16 protein-coding genes are annotated in these 19,750 nt (G+C 32.3%); 14 read left to right on the top strand and 2 right to left on the bottom strand.

What is annotated here, in order from left to right; all coding sequences use genetic code 11:
* Positions 1 to 37: 37 nt before the first annotated feature.
* On the bottom strand, positions 38 to 1,459 hold the full coding sequence (locus OLM52_RS08390; RefSeq protein WP_264548088.1) for a PAS domain-containing protein: 1,422 nt from the start codon (positions 1,457 to 1,459) through the stop codon (positions 38 to 40).
* Between the two features lie 342 nt (positions 1,460 to 1,801).
* Here OLM52_RS08390 and OLM52_RS08385 point away from each other — a divergent pair, with 342 nt between their 5' ends.
* The 7 genes from OLM52_RS08385 to OLM52_RS08355 all read left to right on the top strand — a co-directional run bounded on the left by OLM52_RS08385 (position 1,802) and on the right by OLM52_RS08355 (position 11,065).
* Positions 1,802 to 6,040: a gliding motility-associated C-terminal domain-containing protein gene (locus OLM52_RS08385; protein ID WP_264548087.1), complete on the top strand. Its 4,239-nt coding sequence runs from the start codon at positions 1,802 to 1,804 to the stop codon at positions 6,038 to 6,040.
* A gap of 141 nt (positions 6,041 to 6,181) precedes the next feature.
* The gene (locus tag OLM52_RS08380) at positions 6,182 to 7,117 is read left to right on the top strand and encodes a type IX secretion system membrane protein PorP/SprF (RefSeq protein ID WP_264548086.1); all 936 of its coding nucleotides are present in this window, start codon (positions 6,182 to 6,184) and stop codon (positions 7,115 to 7,117) included.
* A 119-nt stretch (positions 7,118 to 7,236) separates the two neighbouring features.
* Positions 7,237 to 8,430: a sensor histidine kinase gene (locus OLM52_RS08375; protein WP_264548085.1), complete on the top strand. Its 1,194-nt coding sequence runs from the start codon at positions 7,237 to 7,239 to the stop codon at positions 8,428 to 8,430.
* Positions 8,431 to 8,504: 74 nt separating this feature from the next.
* Positions 8,505 to 8,705, top strand: a complete 201-nt coding sequence (locus tag OLM52_RS08370; RefSeq protein WP_264548084.1) for a hypothetical protein — start codon at positions 8,505 to 8,507, stop codon at positions 8,703 to 8,705.
* Positions 8,692 to 9,261 (top strand): LytR/AlgR family response regulator transcription factor, encoded by a 570-nt coding sequence (locus tag OLM52_RS08365; protein WP_264548083.1) that lies wholly within the window; start codon positions 8,692 to 8,694, stop codon positions 9,259 to 9,261. The genes OLM52_RS08370 and OLM52_RS08365 overlap by 14 nt, the downstream gene beginning before the upstream one ends.
* 20 nt (positions 9,262 to 9,281) lie before the next feature.
* Positions 9,282 to 9,674 (top strand): response regulator, encoded by a 393-nt coding sequence (locus OLM52_RS08360; protein WP_264548082.1) that lies wholly within the window; start codon positions 9,282 to 9,284, stop codon positions 9,672 to 9,674.
* 245 nt (positions 9,675 to 9,919) lie between these two features.
* Entirely contained in the window at positions 9,920 to 11,065 is a 1,146-nt protein-coding gene (locus OLM52_RS08355; RefSeq protein WP_264548081.1) for a glycosyltransferase family 4 protein, read from the top strand.
* Positions 11,066 to 11,213: 148 nt separating this feature from the next.
* Here the strand turns inward: OLM52_RS08355 and OLM52_RS08350 are convergent, their stop codons facing one another.
* Positions 11,214 to 11,963, bottom strand: coding sequence for a hypothetical protein (locus OLM52_RS08350; RefSeq protein WP_264548080.1), 750 nt, complete (start codon positions 11,961 to 11,963; stop codon positions 11,214 to 11,216).
* Positions 11,964 to 12,836: 873 nt separating this feature from the next.
* Between OLM52_RS08350 and OLM52_RS08345 the strand changes: the two genes are divergently transcribed.
* From OLM52_RS08345 to OLM52_RS08315, 7 genes are all read left to right on the top strand, one after another.
* Entirely contained in the window at positions 12,837 to 13,043 is a 207-nt protein-coding gene (locus OLM52_RS08345) for a hypothetical protein (RefSeq protein ID WP_264548079.1), read from the top strand.
* A 52-nt stretch (positions 13,044 to 13,095) separates the two neighbouring features.
* Positions 13,096 to 13,647, top strand: coding sequence for a serine O-acetyltransferase (locus OLM52_RS08340; protein ID WP_264548078.1), 552 nt, complete (start codon positions 13,096 to 13,098; stop codon positions 13,645 to 13,647).
* Position 13,648: 1 nt separating this feature from the next.
* The gene (locus tag OLM52_RS08335; protein ID WP_264548077.1) at positions 13,649 to 14,788 is read left to right on the top strand and encodes a glycosyltransferase family 4 protein; all 1,140 of its coding nucleotides are present in this window, start codon (positions 13,649 to 13,651) and stop codon (positions 14,786 to 14,788) included.
* Between the two features lie 86 nt (positions 14,789 to 14,874).
* Positions 14,875 to 15,966, top strand: a complete 1,092-nt coding sequence (locus OLM52_RS08330; RefSeq protein WP_264548076.1) for a glycosyltransferase — start codon at positions 14,875 to 14,877, stop codon at positions 15,964 to 15,966.
* Positions 15,963 to 17,324 carry an O-antigen ligase family protein gene (locus tag OLM52_RS08325; RefSeq protein ID WP_264548075.1) on the top strand — a complete coding sequence of 454 codons (1,362 nt, stop codon included), beginning with the start codon at positions 15,963 to 15,965 and terminating at the stop codon, positions 17,322 to 17,324. Before OLM52_RS08330 ends, OLM52_RS08325 begins: the two co-directional genes overlap by 4 nt.
* On the top strand, positions 17,284 to 18,297 hold the full coding sequence (locus OLM52_RS08320; RefSeq protein ID WP_264548074.1) for a glycosyltransferase family 4 protein: 1,014 nt from the start codon (positions 17,284 to 17,286) through the stop codon (positions 18,295 to 18,297). Before OLM52_RS08325 ends, OLM52_RS08320 begins: the two co-directional genes overlap by 41 nt.
* A 66-nt stretch (positions 18,298 to 18,363) precedes the next feature.
* Positions 18,364 to 19,746: an exopolysaccharide biosynthesis polyprenyl glycosylphosphotransferase gene (locus OLM52_RS08315; RefSeq protein ID WP_264548073.1), complete on the top strand. Its 1,383-nt coding sequence runs from the start codon at positions 18,364 to 18,366 to the stop codon at positions 19,744 to 19,746.
* Positions 19,747 to 19,750 lie beyond the last annotated feature (4 nt).

Here is a 19,750-nt window from a genome sequence, read left to right as displayed (position 1 = left end):
GTTTGTAAAACATGCTTCTTATGGCAAAGAAAGATACTTATATTTTTTTATTTTTTTCGTTTTTCTCTATGGTAATGGTTTTTTTTCCATCATCTAGTGTGTTGCTCATGATTTGCTGGAGAATTAATTTTTTTAATTCGGGTTTGGTATACTGTAGTTTAGGTGCATATTCATTTATTAATTTATCAAAAGCTTTATTTTTTTTAAAGATATTTTTTTGATGGTCTACAACTACTAAACTTTCTGGTGCAAATTGTATAATGTTTTCAATGGTTTCTGTTAATTTTTTTTGTTTGTTGACTAACATATTTTTTTGTGTTAAATCAATTCCAATTCCATAAATGCAGTCTTTATTCATGTAATTGAATTTAGTTGCAATGAAAAGTATTGGTTTCGTTTTTTTTGTTTTTGTAATCAAAAGGGTTTCGATTTCAATTTCAATATTTTTATCAAATATGGCATCAATATTCTGCGTAATTAATTCTTTTTGATTGGGTTCAAAAAAATCGAAAGGAGATAGTGTCTTCATTTCTTTTTCATTGTAACCACTTATTTCTAGGAGTTTATTGTTCCATAATAAGAATTCATTTTTTTTATTAAAAATAAAGACCATATTGGGTAAGTTTTGAAAAAGTCTTTTATTGAGTTCTTTTTCCATTTTAATTTTGCCTTCCGTTTCTTTTTCTTTCGTAATGTTTACAAGTAATCCTCTAAGTAATTTGTCGCCATTTTTTTCTACCACTTTTGTAATGCGGTCTCTGATCCAAATGTACTTGTTTGCTTTTGTTAGAAAACGGTATTCAATTACAGTAGTGCTGTTGCTTTTGGCTCTTTTAAAGTAGTCATATTGACTTTTTTCTTTGTCTTCTGGGTGAATTCTTTCAAACCAAAGTTTTGGATTGTGTAAAAAATTATCGGCAGTAAATCCGAGCATTTTTTCAGCTTTGTTGTTGATGTAGGAAAGTAGATTGTTATTCATGTTAAATTCCCAAAAAATACAATCTAATGAATTGACTATATTTTCGGTTATAGTTCTTATGGTACGAATTTCGTCGTTTGCGTTAATAAAATCAGTAATATTTTGGAAAATGCCTATTAGTTTTATTGGATTTTGGTCTTCATCTTTTACGATTTTACCAACAGATCGAACGTGGATGTGATTTCCGTTTGCGCAAATTAATTTTTTTTGAATTTCGTACATAGTATTGCCTGTTACTACTTGTTCAAATAAATCAACAGCTCTTTTTTGATCATCGGGATGCACTGTAGCGAATGCTTTTTCAAAATCGATGTCGAACCCATTTGCTTCATAGCCTAGCATTTTATATACTCCTTTTGACCAAAATACTTCTTTAGTTTTTAAATCAATTTCCCAACTTCCTGTTTTTGACAGAATTTCAATTTCTTCTAAAACTTTCTCTTCTTCATTGATAATGAGCGAACTATTTTTAATACCCATGTTGATTTTATTTAAATCGGTTGAATAAAAATGTACGTAATAAAGTTTTTATGGAAGTTGAAAAGGGGTTTTTCAATTTTTAAATTGTAGTAAATTTACTAAAAATAAGTTAAAGTTGTTATTTTGTTTAAAAAATTAACAATTTATTTATGTTATGTGTAGTATTATTTGTTTGCTATTGTTTTTTATATGGTTCTAATACAAATCTTTCTGATTTGCTACAGTTGTTAACTATATCATCCCACTTGTTAATCAAGGGTTGAATATAGCATATGGTTAGAGCAACTTTGTTTAAGATTTCATTGAAAATCAGATACAAAGTCAAATTTAATAGTTCGAACCATGAGAAAACAATTACCCTACACAGCAAAAGCTATTTTAGTTTTGACATTGTTTTTTTCAATCAATTTTTATGCTCAATGTGTCGATAACTCGATACGCCCTGCAGATAATTTTGTTGTAAGTACTTATTCGCCAAGATGTCACAACGGCAGCGATGGTGAGTTGCGCTTTTCGAACATCTTTAGTACTGTAGGCGCAAATGATTTCACAAACCAACAATATACTGTTCGAATTTTGAGTGGACCTAGCGGACCTTTAAGTTATGCGTTGCCTTTGAACACATCTACGTATGTTATCACAGGTTTACCTGCTGGATCTTATCTTGTGGATGTTATTGATCAATGTGGGGGTAATAATTCAGATAAATTAATTACTATTTTTAGTGCACAACCCAATGTTTCTTCAATGCTTACATCTATTACACATAATGGTAGATATTCCACACCTGGTAATTGTGGCGATGTATTGAAATTTAAATTGGCTACTAATTCAGGAACTACCTCAGGGGATGCAACTTATACTTTTCTTAATAATTTGGGACAAACATTAACTTTTGTTAACCCAATAGGACAAACAGTTAATTACACTTTTAATCAATTTAGAACAGATATTAGTATTCCAGTAGCTTTTTTTAACGGAGCAGACTTGACTTATACAGGATTTAATAATTGTGGTTCCATTACAGGGGGTTCATTAGCATTACCAATTGCTCAGGATATTATTTTTGATGCGCCAAGAATTATTAGTGTAGAAAATACTAATAATACATGTGCACTAGGATTTGATGTAAAGATGTTTCGTGTAAATGTAACAAATCCAATTCAAATATCAGTTGAAGAAGCTTCTAATCCGGGTGGTATTGCATTAGATATTAATGACCAGCCTATAATGCCGCAATCAGTAGATTTAACTCATTTTAATGCTGCGCCACTAGGAGGGTCTGTACCTATTTCATTAGGTTTAAAATTCAATGTTGATTATGTCATTACATTAGTGGATGCATGCGGAATAACATTTCAAAAAACAATGACTCAACAAAGTGTTCCTTTTGAGCCTTCTGTTTCTTGTCATAGTGGTATTTGGACAGGAGATACTGTCTTTTTTGATGATATTACTTTTTTAAATTTAAATGAATTGCCAATTTCAAGTTTAACTGTAGCGCCTTTGACCATAACTTTTAATTCAGGACCTACGACATATTCTACTCAATCAGGTGCTGGCCCTACAATTAATTCCTCAATGCCAAATTATCCGTTTTCAACGGTTGTTAATACACCAAATATATCATCTCCATTGTCAATTGATGCTATCAAATCATTTCCTTCAGGAACGTATAATTTTACGGTAACAGATGCTTGTGGAAAAACGAGCACTTTTGATTATACTGCACCTTGCACAAGAAGTTTAGAGGTTACACATAGTTTAGATTATTGTGGTATGGTAACAGGGGATGTTATGGTATATTTAAAGGTTCCAGCGGTATTTTCAGGCACAACTGCGGCAATTTACAAGGCAGATGGTACTTTAGTAATGTCAGGAAATATGGGATTTGGCCCACCATTTCATTTCTCAGCAATTTGGGGAGGTTATCAAATATCTTTTAGTCTACCTAATAATGAACAATACTATTTTAGATACGGCGGCGTTGTATCGCATAATATTCCAATGGAACCGCAGCAGTTTGGTGGTGTGAATGGATTGCCAAGACTTCCAGGAGGTTATTTATATGAATATGCCTTTGATGTAGTGTTATCTCCCTTCGCATTTGCTACAATTGATGCTTGTGATACTGTGGTTGAAATGGTGGCTACAGGTGGTAAAGCACCTTTTACTTATGCCCTGTATGATGCCACTGCAACTACTCAGTTAGCTCCTTATCAATCTTCTTCGGTGTTTACTGGATTAACGCCTGGTATGACCTATACTGCAAAAACAATGGACGATTGTGGTAGAGAATTTACACAGGTTTTTTATGTGTACGAAGCCCCTCAGCCCGTAATTTCCTCTCTGATTCAACCTACCTGTCAGTCTTCTGAAGGTACCGTTACATTTGAAAATTTACCGGCTCATTGGTCCATCACAGAAATCAATTCTGGTACTGTTTATACGGGTACAACTCCTACTTTTACTATAGCAAATTTACAACCGAATACCTACAATTATATGTGCACTGATGTGCTTACCAATTGTGCAAATCAAGCAGCATTAGCAGTTGTTATTGAGGCTTATACCAATTGTCCTATTGCAACTGATGATGTTATTTTGTATAATTATGGTGCAACGTCAACTATAGCTGTGACGTCTAATGATGTTCAAGGGGCTCTTGTTAATCCACAAACTATTCGATTCATTGCGCCTTCTAGTGCGACTAATTTAGTTTATTGCGCTACTGGACAAATTATAGGTTGCACTATTCCTGCTGAAGGGAATTGGTTGGCAGATATTGTTACAGGTATGGTGACTTTTCAACCGTTGTCTACTTTTACAGGAGTGCCTAGTTCAATTTCTTATAACGTCAAAGATTTTCAAGATAATTTAAGTAATACTGCAATAATTAGTTTTGATTTATTGCCTGTAGCAGTTGATGATACTTTGTATTATAGTGTAGGAACCTCACTAACTATAAATGTACTTGCCAATGATACTTTAGGTGATTTGGTAAATCCGCAAACTGTTGCTTTTGTGGCTCCAAGCACACCTGCAGGAGTTATTGTAACTCCAACAGAAATGATTGTTCCTGGAGAAGGATCTTGGTTGATCGATTCAGTATTAGGTACTATAACATTTGTACCTGTTTCGGGATTTTATGGAACACCATCAGCAATAACTTATTATGTAGCAGATTTTCAAGGGAATCCTTCAAATCATGCGGTTATCAGCTTAAGTTCTCAATGTTTACTTGCAGTAACTTGCCCTATATTTACAACAACAACTGTACAATGTTATGACGAAATTCCTGCTGAAATGACTTTAACAGTGGCACAATTTGAACAATTGGGAAATCAATCGGGTACAATCGGTGCTTCTCTTTGTGGAATTGTTGTTATTACTGCAGCTAATAGTCCTAATACGGGTTGTAATACTTCGGTTGTTCGTACGTATACTATTTCGGTTTACTTGGATACCAATTTGAACGGATTACTTGATGCTTCAGAAAATACGGTTTTAAGTACGCAAACTTGTACACAAATGTTCCAATTGGAGGATACTATTGCACCTGTTTTTTCAGGAAATTTACCTACTGATGTTACGGTGGAATGTTTTACTATTCCAGTTGCAGCAACGCTATCGGCTACAGATAATTGTAGTGATGTTTCAATAGCTTTTAAAGAAGAAGTTATTGCGGGTGCTTGTGCTAATTTTTACAGTCTTATTCGTACTTGGTCGGCTTCAGATGTTTGTGGTAATATGGTTACTCATGTTCAAACTATAACAGTTCAAGATACAACAGCTCCTGTTTTTACTATTTCTTTGCCTATTGGATTGGTTTTTTCGTCATTAGATGAGGTGCCTGATTATGATGATTTGGATGCTACAGATTCTTGTGGAACTGTTCAGTTAAATTATGATGAATCGGTAATCGAAGGTACTTGTTTAGGAACCTATGATTTGATTCGAACTTGGACAGCTGTAGATGCTTGTGGAAATACTACTACTCTTACACAAACAGTAGCGATTGAAGACAGAACTCCTCCTGTATTTATTAATATGCCTGAATCGATTTTGTATGTAGATTGTGGTGTTATGCCCGAAGTAGCTCCTTTGGAAGCTGTTGATGCTATCAGTGCGGTAACCGTTACTTTTGAAGAAACAAAAGAGCAAGGCGACTGTTTCAGTTTGACTACAATTGTTAGAACATGGACAGCGACTGATGCCTGTGGAAACGTAGCTACTTTTGTACAAACGTTTTATATGGCTTGCGAGATCACAATATACAACGCGTTGACGCCTAATGAGGATGGTAAAAATGATTTTTTCTATCTGGAAGGTATTGAGTGTTATCCAAATAATTCTGTTGCCATTTTTAATAGATATGGCGCAAAGGTATATGAAGTTAAAGGATATGATAATGTAAATGCCGTGTTCAAAGGAAAATCTTCTACAGGATTAAATGTATCCACAGATGTTTTACCTGTAGGCACCTATTTCTACATCATTAACTATGAATTTCAATTGGAAAATATGCAACAGAAAAAAAATGTTGAAAAAACGGGTTATTTGTATGTAACCACACAATAGCATAGTTGAATTTTTATTCGATTTTTGGGGCTTATTACCAAGAAAGGAGTTTTGTACTCCTTTCGGGTAATAAGATTACAAACCCATACATGATTTGGTTTAACGTGCTTATTTACCCTTTAATCCCCTAACAATTACATCATGAATTATGCTACTCAACTTTTAAAAATAATTTCGCTATTTTTTTTCTTTTTTTCTACAACTACAGTTGCACAACAAGATCCACAATACACCAATTACATGTACAATACATCCGTAATAAATCCTGCTTATGCTGGAACTAGAGAGTCGCTGAGTATTTCAGGGGTTTATCGTTCACAGTGGGTAGGTTTGGACGGAGCTCCAGTAACCAGTACTGTTACTGCGCATACACCATTGCGAAATGCTACGATGGGATTAGGGGTGTCTTTTATTAATGATGAAATTGGCCCTGCAGTAGAAAATAGTTTGTCGGTTGATTTTTCATATCACATTGATTTGGGTAATTTGTCTACTTTGGCATTTGGGGTTAAAACCACAGCTAATTTGTTAAATATTGATTATACAAAATTGAGCATTTATGATCCCTCTGATCCACAATTGCAAAATAATGTTGACAACCGATTTTCTCCCAACATTGGTTCTGGTGTGTATTGGTATTCAGATGCTTATTATTTGGGTTTGTCGGTTCCTAATTTTTTGGAAACCAAACATTATGACGACAACAATAATGATAGCTCAAGTTTAGCTAAAGAACGAATGCATTATTATTTTATGGGAGGCTATGTTTTTGATTTATCACCTTCGGTAAAAGTGAAGCCAGCCTTTCTGACGAAATTGGTTAGTGGTTCGCCGCTTCAGGTTGATGCTACGGCTAATTTTCTTTTTTATGATAAATTAACGCTAGGTGTAGCCTATCGTTTAGAGGCTGCTTTTAGTGGTTTAGTTGGTTTTCAGTTGAGCGACTCTTTTTTTGTAGGATATTCTTACGATGCTGAAACCTCTAAATTAGCGAATTATAATTCGGGTTCACACGAAATTTTCTTGCGCTTTGAGATTTTTAAAAAAGAAGCCATTTTTTCACCGCGTTTTTTTTAATCGCTTTTTTAAGTACATTTTCGTAGTTATTTTAGATTAATTTACTTAATTTTATAAAATAAGTAGTTTTAGAGTCATTTTTCTTCAAAACTGCTTATTTATAATTTAATTTAAAAAAAATGATTTCCCAAATTGAAGAAGAAAACCGAATAAAAGCTTTAAAAGAATATAATGTTTTAGATACATTGCCCGAGGAAATTTTTGATGACATTACTCTAATTGCTTCCTCTATTTGTCATATGCCTATCGCAACGATTAGTTTGGTTGATGGTACTCGACAATTTTTTAAGTCTAAAATAGGGATAGACTTTACTGAAACCCCAATTGAACATTCTGTTTGTTATCAAGCAATACTTTCTAAAGAAGAAATATTTGAGGTTCCCGATTTGCGAATGGATGACCGATTTAAAGAAAGTCCTTTGGTAAGTGAAGCGCCTAATTTAGTGAGTTATTATGGTGTTCCTTTAGCATCTAACACGGGTATCGTATTTGGAATGCTTTGTGTAGTGAGCAGTAATAAAGTTCAAGAAATCAATGAAGAGCAAAAACAAACTCTTAAAAAATTAGCCAAGCAAATTATCTATATTTTAGAATTGCGAAAAAGAAATGAAGAACTCACGGTTTATCATGGTAAATTATCCAAATATGCAGAAGAAATGGAGTCTTTTGCTTATACAGCTGCACATGATTTAAGATCGCCATTGCGAGCCATTACCTCTTTTTTACAGTTGATTGAAGCCCGAAGTACAACCGCTGATGAAAAAAATAAAAATTATTTTAAAATTATTTTTGATAGTGTAAAACGATTGGATCGATTGATTGTGGATTTACTTGATTATGCTAAATCCAACAAAAAAGTGGAGGATAATGTCTCTGTAAACATTGATTTACTTGTTTCTACTATTTTTGAAGGCTTACGGGGCGAATATCATTCTACTTCACCACAGCTTGTAAAACATAATTTACCAGTGCTTTCTACATCAAAAGTGGCTATCCATATGATTTTTAATAATCTTATAGACAATGCTTTAAAATATCAAAAAGAAGGTCATGCAGCAGTAATTACTGTTAATTATCAAGAGGAGCCTCAAGCACATGTTTTTGAAGTAATTGATAATGGTATTGGTATTGAAACCGAATTCTTAGAATTGATTTTTAAGCCATTTAAACGTTTACACACTCAAGCTGCTTATCCTGGAAGTGGATTAGGTTTGGCAGCCGTTATGAAGATGATTGAAAGTATAAATGGAACCATTACAGTGCGCTCAACTCCCGATGAAGGATCTGTCTTTGTGTTTTCGATTCCAAAATAAATACGTTGTAATAGTTTTTTTATTACATTTATGCTTTATTTGAGCAAAATATTTTACAATCGCAATACGCAACAATGAAGTTAATCAAGGCCCTACTCATAGATAACGATTTAGAAACAATACAGCAAATTAAGCGATTTAGTGATGAAAATGCTGTAATTATTTTTTTTAGTGGGTATTCAAATTCACTTCAAGAAAGTATTCCTTTGTTACAAGAAATGCGTCCCGAGCTGGTTTTTTTTAAATCCAACAGAGGACAATATGGCTCATTTTAATTTAATTAAAGAATTGGATTTTAATATTCCTAAGTTTATTTTTATTTCAAAAGACGAGCGCGATGCCTTTACGGCTTATCGCCATAATGCTGTTGATTTTTTAAGAAAGCCACTGGATTTTAATGATTTAATTATTTCCATCTACAAAGTGATTAAAACTATTGAAATGGAAATTAGTTTTCAGGATCAAAAATTAAACCAAATTCAATCGATTAATTTAAACCAACAAAACAATGGTTATTTAGCAATATCATCAGCTGATAAAATCGAATTGATAAAAGTAGATGATATCGTATATTGTAGAGCCGATGGAAAATATACCGAATTTGTATTGAATAATGGTACCAAAATATTATCGAGTAAGAACCTTGGTGAATATAATAGTGTGTTAACGCATACTTATTTTTTTAGAATTCATCATTCTTATGTAGTAAATATCAAGCATATAGTAAAAATTTCTAAAAAAGACGGACTCTATTGTGAGTTTACAAATGGTGTTGCTTTGCCTATTGCTAAACGCAGACAAGAAGAGTTTATCAAATTTATTAAATTGTAATTAATACCCCTAATGATCCTATGTTACAGAACATAAAAAAAATAATGATAGTTGATGACAATGAATTCGATTGTTACATCACTTCAAAATTAATAATGAGTCACGATGATTCCATAGAAATTATGGAATTTAATTCATCATTAACCGCTATTCAATACCTTGAAGAGTATCAAGATGATCTAGAAAAATTACCAAAATTAATTTTTCTAGATATTTATATGCCTATTTTAGATGGATTTGAATTTATTGAAAAGTTTAATACACTTTCAGATACTGTAAAAAGTTTTACTAAAATTTGTGTGTTGTCTACCACAGTTGATGATTTTTATATTCACAAAGCTAAAGAAAACGAAAACATTTTTTTTACCAGTAAACCCATTACCATGGAATTCATACAAAGTTTAAAAGCCTAATGTGATTTTGTATTTTTTAATTCCCTGCTTTTTATTAAATGTGTTAATTTTGTGTCATTATCTATACTCATGAAATTAGCCATTATTACACACGTACAGCATATTAAGCATGGAAATCATTATTATGGTTATGCGCCTTATATACGTGAAATGAAAGATAGATATTTTGAGGACTACGTACAAAATCTAAATTTCATTAAGAATACTTCAGAAAACTTTAATCATAAGGGTTTAATTTTATAGCTATGCACATTTGTTTTCTTACCAGCGAATACCCTAAAGAAGGCTTCCCGCATGGCGGTTTAGGTAGTTTTACAAAAACCATGGCCGAAGCATTAACACAAAAAGGAATACAGGTTTCGGTTGTGGGTTTAAATTATAATGCAATTAATGAAACACAACAGCTGAATGGTGTTACAATTATTCGGGTAAAAAAAAGTAAAGTAAAGGGGTTGGCTTGGTTTTTTAATTCAATAGCAATAGCAACAACGATTGCAAATTTGCATAAAAAAAAGCCAATTAATAGTATTGAAGGTGCTGAACTCTCTTTCGCATTTTTACCTAAAATAAAAGATATAAAGTATGTAATTCGTTTGCATGGTGGGCATCATTTTTTTGCTGAAGCTGAAAACAGAGAAATTAATAAATGGAAAGGTTTTCAAGAAAAACGTTCGTTTAAAAAAGCCGATGCTTTTATTTCCGTTTCAAACTATGTAAAAACCCATACGGCAAACTATTTAAGTTATCATAATAAACCAATTGAAGTAATTTTTAACCCAATCAGTAGTCTGTTGTTTCAACCTCAAAAGAGTGAAATAGAAAAAAATAATATAACTTTTGCAGGAACCATTTGTGAGAAAAAAGGAGTGCGTCAGCTAATTCAAGCCTTTCCATTCATAAAAGAAAAATTCCCAAATGCCATTTTAAATATTTATGGAAGAGATTGGTTTTTTCCGGATGGAAGTTCTTATGTGAAAATGTTGCAAGAGACCGAATTGCCACAATTGGGAGATGTATCAAAAGATGTTATTTTTCATGGAGTTTTATCTTATGAAAAAATTCACAATGCGTATGCAAAAGCTGCCGTTTGTGTGTTTCCATCACACATGGAAACACTAGGTTTAGTTGCTCCTGAGGCAATGGCAATGGAAAAGGCTGTAGTATTCACAAAATTAGGGCCAGGACCTGAAGTAATTACGCATAACGAAACAGGTTTGTTGTGCAATCCACACGAGCCAACTGATATAGCCAACAAAGTTATTCAAATTCTAGATAATGAAGATTTAGCACATCAGCTAGGAAAAAAAGCAAGGATTAAAGTGTTAGAACAATTTGATATTAAGACCATCGTTGAAGAAAATATAAAGTTTTATACTAAAATTTTAACATAAGTTTCCTCTTCGAGAGGGGTTAGAAAGGTGTAAAATTCAATAATACAAGTATAAACTTTTTAGTCTTATTACTTTTTATATTTTACTTGCGGTTAAATAAAGAGCCTCAACAAAATGTTGAGGCTCTTTTTAATGAAAAGGATTAAACTCAAACAATATCAATCAAGTTTAAAACATTAAACGCACCATTACGTAAAGGATACTGTAGTCCATTAACTTCTTGGAAAAATTCAATCAAAAGCAAATGCAATTGAGTTCCTGATCCTGAAGGTATCGCTACAGGAGTTAACGTAATAGTAGTTGAATTCATGTCCAACACTCTATTAACAATTGGGCTGTACTGTGTGTCAAATGTCCCGTTTGTAAAATCTAAATTGATAAATGCACTGCGGAAAGAAACATGACTAGCTCCTTCTGGAATTTGTAACTGGTCTAATGGAACAAAATCTGCAATGGTGATAACTCCTGTAGCAGTGTCCAAATTAAAAGGAGCATGGAACACAGCTTGCAAAGCCGCTCGATTGTTGAAATCAAATCCCTTTAATAATTGCTTGCCACTGGAGGTTGAAATTCCCTCACTAACAACGCGTTCCCCTCGTGAAGAACTAGCATCTAATTGTCTAACTTTACTCAAAACCCCCATCATCCGACTACTCATACGCGGGTCTTTAGCTCGATTAAGCATTGTACCAATGGCATTGCGTAATAATTTACCCGACTGAGCTGTATTGCCAAATTCTGCAATATTTTCTCGTGTTCTGATGTAAGCAGGATCATTCATAATTCTACTTTTTGAAACACCACCTTTGGTGCGCACTAAGTGCCCGTCTACACTCTTATAAAATGTTAGACCATCTAGCGTTCCCGCTACTTTTAGGAAAGACTTTTGCTTTGCCATAATTTCTGTAATTTAATGATTAAAAAATATACTATTTGAATCAGGCGCCTTGATTTCGATTTCAAAACTATAACTGTCTTGATTAGCAAACAAATAGAACGTTCCGTAAGTACTCAATAGAAGCGTTTTGTTCCATTTTAGTTCAAGAGTACCACCATTTTAATCATAAAAAGCAAAGAGTGTAATAATAAAGCAAAGCAGATAAAAGCATTAATTTTTACCAGTATCCCAATTTAAAGAGCCAATTCTTTGTAAATCTATTTTCGCACAAACTATTTCAAAAAAAAGGAAGTAATACTGTTAAAACAATTCGCAACTTTCTAATGCAAAAAAAGATGTCAACATCTGTGTTTCGCTTTTGCGAATTCGTTTTATATGACTCAACATCCATTTGCCGTACTTATCCCATACATACCCCATACATATCCCGTAGAAATGCGTTAAACCAAAGTCAAAAATTAAACAAGACTTTTTTTCTGGAAATAGGATGTAATGCTTAAAGTTATCAACAACAAAAATGATAACTTTTTGCTTTTTTGAGGCAAATCCGCAAACCCAAAATTTACAGATCACCACATTTTACAACATATCGCCACAGATGTAAATTAGAGTAATTTTCCAAATAAAATTATAAACATATTAAAAATAGTATGGTTTTTTTTAGTAAAGATGATTAGAAGTAAATTAGTATCAAACATCTCAAATTGAACTGTCCTATTTTTTTTAAAGTGTTGATTTTACATTTGTTTCATGAAATTTTAATAATGTAAGTTTTCACGTAACACATTTTATTTTGAACATGTTTTTATTTTGAAAAATAATTTGAAAGGGATTCAAATAAGTAAAAAAATAGTAATTATAAATACAAAAATTATGTCACGATTAATCATTAAGCCAAAAGATGTCGAAGTTATTTTAAGAGTAAGCTCGAGCTATGCAAGAAGAGTTGTAAGGGTAATTAAAAGAAAAAATCATAAAGAAAAGCATCAAAAAATTACAGTAAAAGAGTTTTGTAGAGACCAAGGCTTAGAAGTAAATGATGTGATTTTAGAATTAAAAGAATTTTACAAGAGAAAATAAGACATTTATAGGTGTAAATTGTATATTTACTTTTTAAAATGAATAAAAGTAAATGGGCTGTTGGAATCTTGTATTTTTGGATTATAAAAAATATAAAAAATATGGTGGTAATTTTGTTACAATTATATTTTTAACGCAAGGATTTTGGGCTGTTTTTCAGTACCGAATTGCACATGCTGTATATAAAACACCTGTTCCAATTGTAAAACAAGTATTGCGAATTTTGTGTTTGTTTTGGCAAAAAGCAATTGAAGTGCTAACAGGAATTTCGATACCCGCTTCTGCACAAATTGGACATTCTTTTTATATAGGACATTTTGGAGGAATTATTCTAAATGCAAAGACAGTTATTGGAAACAATTGTAATATTTCGCAAGGAGTAACAATTGGTGTTTCTGGGCATGGTGAAAAAAGAGGTGTTCCAAAAATTGGGAACAATGTTTATATTGGTGCAAATGCTGTTGTGGCTGGAAATATTGTCGTGGAAGACAATGTTTTGATAGCTGCTTGTTCATTAGTAAATAGTAATGTCGCTTACAACAGTGTGATGCTTGGTGTTCCAGCTATTAAAGTATCAGAAAAAAGTTCGGAGGGCTACATTTAAAATGAAGTTAGTTGTAATTTCTTCAGCACCCATAGTTCAAAAAGACGGAAAAAACCAACTTTATGCGCCTTACGAAAAGGAAATGCAATTATGGGCCAAACATACTAATTCAATTCAGTTTTGTTGTCCTATTTGGAATGAAGATAAAAAGTTATTAATAGCTCCAATTTCTTTTGAAATAGCTCCAACTATCGAGTTGGAAGAATTTGATATTACTTCTTTTTCTAATATTTTACAAGCAATTCCAAAGGCTTTAATCGATTTATATCGAATATTTAAAGCGATGAAAAAAGCGGACCATATTCACTTGCGTTGTCCAGGAAACATATCATTATTGGCATTAATTGTTCAAATACTTTTTCCTAAAAAAATAAAAACAGCTAAATATGCTGGCAATTGGGATCCAAAAGCAAAACAGCCTCTTACCTACAAATTACAACGTTGGATTTTAAGCAATACATTCTTAACTAAGAACATGCAAGTCTTGGTATATGGTGATTGGGAAAATCAAACAAAAAATATAAAGCCTTTTTTTACTGCTACCTATGATGAAATAGACGTTCAACATTCAAAATATAATATTCAACGTTCAAAATTTACAGCACCTTATCGTTTTCTTTTTGTAGGTACATTGTCTAAAGGGAAACAACCTTTGTATGCGGTTCAACTTGTAGAAGAGTTGTGTAAAAAAGGAGAAAAAGTTATCTTTGATTTATATGGTGAAGGTGTTTTAAGAACAGAAATAGAACACTATATATCTCAAAATAATTTGAGTGAATTAATTAAACTAAAAGGAAACCAACCTAAAGAAACGATTTTAGAAGCCTACCAAACAAGTCATTTTCTTATTTTACCCTCTAAAAGTGAAGGATGGCCAAAAGTAATTGCTGAAGCGATGTTTTGGGGTTGTGTTCCAATAGCTTCGCCTGTTTCTTGTGTTACTTATATGATGGGAAATGGAAGTAGAGGTATTATTTTACGTGAAAAATTATGCGAAGATGCTAACCAAATTACAGAAGTTATAAATAATCAAGTGCTGTGTCAAAAAATGGTTTCGGAAGGACAATCGTGGTCTCAACAATTCACAACCAATATGTTTGAAACTGAAATAAGTAAGTTGCTAAAAGGAGAATTAATTTAGCTATTATTTTAAATACAATTTGTAATTCAACTTCTCCTGTGCTTACCTTTCTTTTTCTATATTTACACAATTATTAATTTCTACGAGTGAAATCAGTTCAAGATATTAGAGTAATTCAGTTAATTGATAGTTTAGAGCCAGGTGGCGCTGAACGAATGGCAGTTACTATTGCAAATACTTTTGGAAATGAACTTTCTTTTTCTGGATTAGTGGTTACTCGTTTAGAAGGTAGTTTAAAAGAGAGCATCAACTCAAAAGTAGATTATCTTTTTTTAGAAAAGGAAAAAGCATTAGATTTTTCAGCATTATTGCGGTTAAGAAAGTTTGTAATAAAGAACAAGGTTTTAGTTGTTCATGCACACGGTAGTTCGTATTTTTTTGCTGTTTTATTAAAAATGACTATTCCATCAATAAAAATATTTTGGCATGATCATTTTGGAAATAGAGTTGAAAATAGTAAGGCAAATTTTTTTATAAAAATCTCTTCCTATTTTTTTAGTGGTGTTTTTACAGTGAATCAAGAACTTCAATCTTGGGCTTTAAAGCATTTAAAAACAATCAACATTCATTTTATTCCAAATTATATTGAAGAAAAGGCAACAGAAAAAGCTGTTACTTTTTTAAAAGGAGAAGAAGGAAAAAGAATCGTTTTGTTGGCTAATTTAAGAACGCCTAAAAATCATCTTTTAGCAGTTTCTGCTTTTTCTCAAAGCAAAATGGCTTCTTTGGGATGGACATTACATTTTATCGGAAAAGACAACTCAGATCAATATTCAAATCATTTAAAGAAGAAAATTGAAACTGAAAATTTAATGCATGCTGTTTTTATTTATGGTGCTTGTACAGATGTTCAACATATTTTAAATCAATCAAACGTGGGTCTTTTAACTTCCACTTATGAAGGTTTTCCAGTTACTTTATTGGAATATGGGAGAGCAAATGTTTTAGTAGTTTGTTCAAATGTAGGTTATTGTAGTCAAATTATTAGAAATGATGAAACAGGATTCTGTTTTGAGTCGGAAGATGAAAATGCATTAGTCCATGTTTTAAAACAAATTACAAATAAACCATTCGAAAATAAGCGATTGGCTTCTAATTTGAATATTTTTGTAAATCAAAATTATTCAGCTAAACAAGTAATGAATAAAATGCTGGTTGCCTATCAAAAAACATTATGACAACAAACGAATCAAATCAATATATTAAGTTTGTACTCATCCATTTAGTAATTGGACTACTAATTTATTTTGTGCCTTTCGTATCAAAATTATATGCTATTTCAATAATTTTAGTAGGATATCGTTATGTTATATTACGTAAAAACACCAATAATGAAGCGCTTTATGTAGCAGCCTATATAGTAGGGGCCGAAGTATTTTTGCGGATGACAGAAGGTAATTTTTTTGAACAATATGCAAAATATGGGGTAATGGGGGTTTTGTTAATTGGGATGTTTTTTAAAGGTTTTTCCAAAAATGCCATTCTGTATTGGATTTTCGGAATGCTTTTGTTGCCAAGTATTTTTTTGTCGTTTTTTACTTTGAATTTTGAAACAGATATTAGAAAAGCCATCACATTTAATATAATTGGGCCTATTACACTGATGGTTTGTTCAATTTATTGCTATCAACGCAAAATTACTTTTGAACAAATAAAAAAAATACTAGACATGTTAGCTTATCCATTGATGGCTACTCTAGTTTATATGTATTTGTATACTCCAAGTGTTAAAGATGTTGTAACTAATACGGAATCAAATTTTGAAACTTCTGGTGGCTTTGGTCCCAATCAAGTGTCAACAATATTAGGTTTAGGTATTTTTCTTTTTTTTGTTAAGATTGTTTTAAGTTCTAAAACAACATTAATTAGAAATATTAATATTTTATTTTTTATCATCATTACTTTTAGAGGAATAGTTACATTTTCAAGAGGGGGAGTGATCACCGGTTTTGTGATGATTTTGGTAGTAGTGTTTTTACTTTTGTATTATACCAAGGCTGAAGCAAAATCGAAAGTTGTAATGTTGGTTGTTTTTGGAGCATTTGCGCTAGGAGGTATATGGTTATATAGCTCAATCCAAACTAGTGGATTAATTGATAAACGTTATGCTAATCAAGACGCAAGAGGAAGAGAAAAACTAAGTAAACTTACTGGTAGAGAACAATTGATAGAATCAGAGTTTAATATGTTTTTGGAAAATCCTATATTTGGGGTAGGGGTTGGTAAAAATAAAGAATATCGATTAGAGACTACAGGTCTTGATGCTGCATCACATAATGAAATTACCAGAATGTTAGCTGAACATGGAATGTTCGGTCTTTTTGCATTGATAATATTATTAATAACACCATTTTTACTATACCTGAATAATCAACAAAATATTTTTGTCTTTTCATTTGTTATATTCTGGCTTTTAACCATCAATCATGCCGCAATGCGAATTGCAGCTCCTGCTTTTATTTATGCCTTATCACTTTTAAAAGTTTCATTTATCAATGAAGAAGCACCTGTTGTACATAGGGAATCAACTGTCTAAACACGGTTATAACAAAACTACTATAGAAACGCTAGGCCAACAATTGGAGCAAGAGCACTATTTGGTTGTTTATGCTTCTGATAAAAAATCATTTCCTTTTCGAATGTTGGATATGGTGTGTGCCGTTTTTAAGTATAGCAATAAAGTTTCTTATTTATTGATAGATACTTACAGCACTAAAGCGTTTTGGTATGCTTTTGTGTGTAGTCAGTTTGCACGAATTTTAAGCATCAAATACATTCCTATTTTGCATGGTGGTGATTTACCAAATCGGTTAAAAAGGAATCCTAGATTATGTCGGTTGGTTTTTGCTAATGCTTATTGCAATGTGGCTCCTTCAGGTTATTTAAAACAAGCTTTTGAGCAAGAAGGATACGGTAATGTTCTTCATATTCCGAATACTATTGCTCTTGAAAGTTACACGTTTAAACAAAGAGTACAATTTGCTCCAAAGTTGCTTTGGGTGCGCGCCTTTGCTTCCATTTATAATCCTATGATGGCTGTAAAAGTATTAGTGGATTTGCAAAAAAAATATCCAAAAGCTACACTCACTATGGTGGGGCCCGATAAAGATGGTAGTTTGCTAACTACCAAAACTTATGCCTCTGATGCATCTGTACCCGTTACTTTTACTGGGAAATTGTCTAAAGAGGATTGGTGGCAGTTGGCTTCAACACACGATATTTTTATGAATACCACACATTTTGATAATACTCCAGTAAGTGTTATGGAAGCCATGGCACTTGGTTTGCCGGTTGTGAGTACCAATGTAGGTGGAATTCCATTTTTACTAACACATGAAGTAGATGCTTTGTTAGTTGATGATACTGATGTTTCTGGAATGGTAGAGGCAATCCAACGATTGTTAGCGCATCCAGAAGAAACACAACAAATGATACTAAACGCAAAACATTTAGTAGCACAAATGGATTGGCAAGTGGTTAAAAAACAATGGATTAATTTGTTGGATTAGAAAAAATATTTTTTTTTATAAGTTCTCACAATTATTTGTTACTTTGCATCAATTTCGCCCCAGATTATGCACAACAAAAAAAGAATTCATTTTGAAATTTCTGAACGTAAAATCCTTTTGCGTACAATGGATGTGCTTTTTATAGTGTTAATTTTAGCATTAATTGGGCATTTTCTTCAATTCGATTATTTTAAAGTTTCAAGGACAAATTTCTACTGGACTATCGTTTTAGCCGTTTACATTAATTTTTTTGGAACTATTTTCGAAATGTATAATTTACAAACAGCTAGTAATCGCTTTCAAGTTTCAAAAAGTATTGTACTTACAACCGCTTTGACAACGCTTTTGTATTTGTTAACGCCTCTGTATACTCCAGTTTTGCCTTCCAATCGATTGCAAATTATTTTGTTTTTCTTTGCCATATTCTTCGCTTTATTGATTTGGCGTAATTTGTATATTGTTTTTTTAGCTTCCAATCGATTTGTAAAAAAAGTACTTTTCATAGGGAGCAGCAAAGAAATTGATGATTTAGTTGCCGAATTATTTACAGTTAATCCTCACTACAAAGTTGTAGGTTATGTTGCTACAGATGAGGTTCCTCAAAAAACAAGAATTCATTTGGTAGACGAAGCCCATTTAGAAAATTTTATTTATAAAAATTATGTGTCAGAAATTGTAGTTTCGCAAATAAAAAACAAAAGTAACTCGGTTGAATTATACGCTGAGTTATTGCGTTATTTGGAGCGCGGATTAGTCATACGACAATACAAAGAAGTATACGAAAATAGCACTTACAGATTGCCGATTAACTTTGAGAGTAAAGAATTGTATAAGTTTTTTCCTTTTAGTCGTAGCAATCAAAATAAGTTATATGTCTATTTCAGCCGAATTTTTGATATAGGTTTTTCGGTTTTGGGTTTGCTCGGGTTCTTTTCAATTGCACCCATTTTGTGGTTGGTAAATCTTATAGCCAACCGTGGAAGCTTTTTTTATTCGCAAGAACGAGTAGGAAAAAACGGAATCCCTTTTACAATTTACAAATTGCGAACAATGGTTCAAGATGCAGAGAAAAATGGTGCTGTTTTTGCAACTGTTGGTGATGCTAGGATAACTCCATTTGGTAAGTTTCTTCGAAAAACGCGTTTAGACGAATTGCCTCAATTTATTAATGTGCTAAAAGGTGAAATGGCAATCATTGGTCCACGACCAGAACGCCCAGTTTTTGTTACTGAAATTTCGGCTATAATTCCCTTGTATCAAACTAGACACGTAATTAAGCCAGGACTTACGGGTTGGGCTCAAGTGAATTATTCGTATGGTTCTAATCTAGAAGATAGTTTGATGAAATTGCGCTACGATTTATATTACATTAAACACCGAAGTTTGTTTTTGGATATCAATATCGTTTTAAAAACAATGAGTACTATTTTGTTTTTTAGAGGACAATAATCAG

The organism is Flavobacterium sp. N2820, from assembly GCF_025947285.1.
GTDB lineage: Bacteria > Bacteroidota > Bacteroidia > Flavobacteriales > Flavobacteriaceae > Flavobacterium.
The sequence above is the reverse complement of the archived record's forward strand: the minus strand, read 5'-3'. Positions and strand labels throughout refer to the sequence as shown.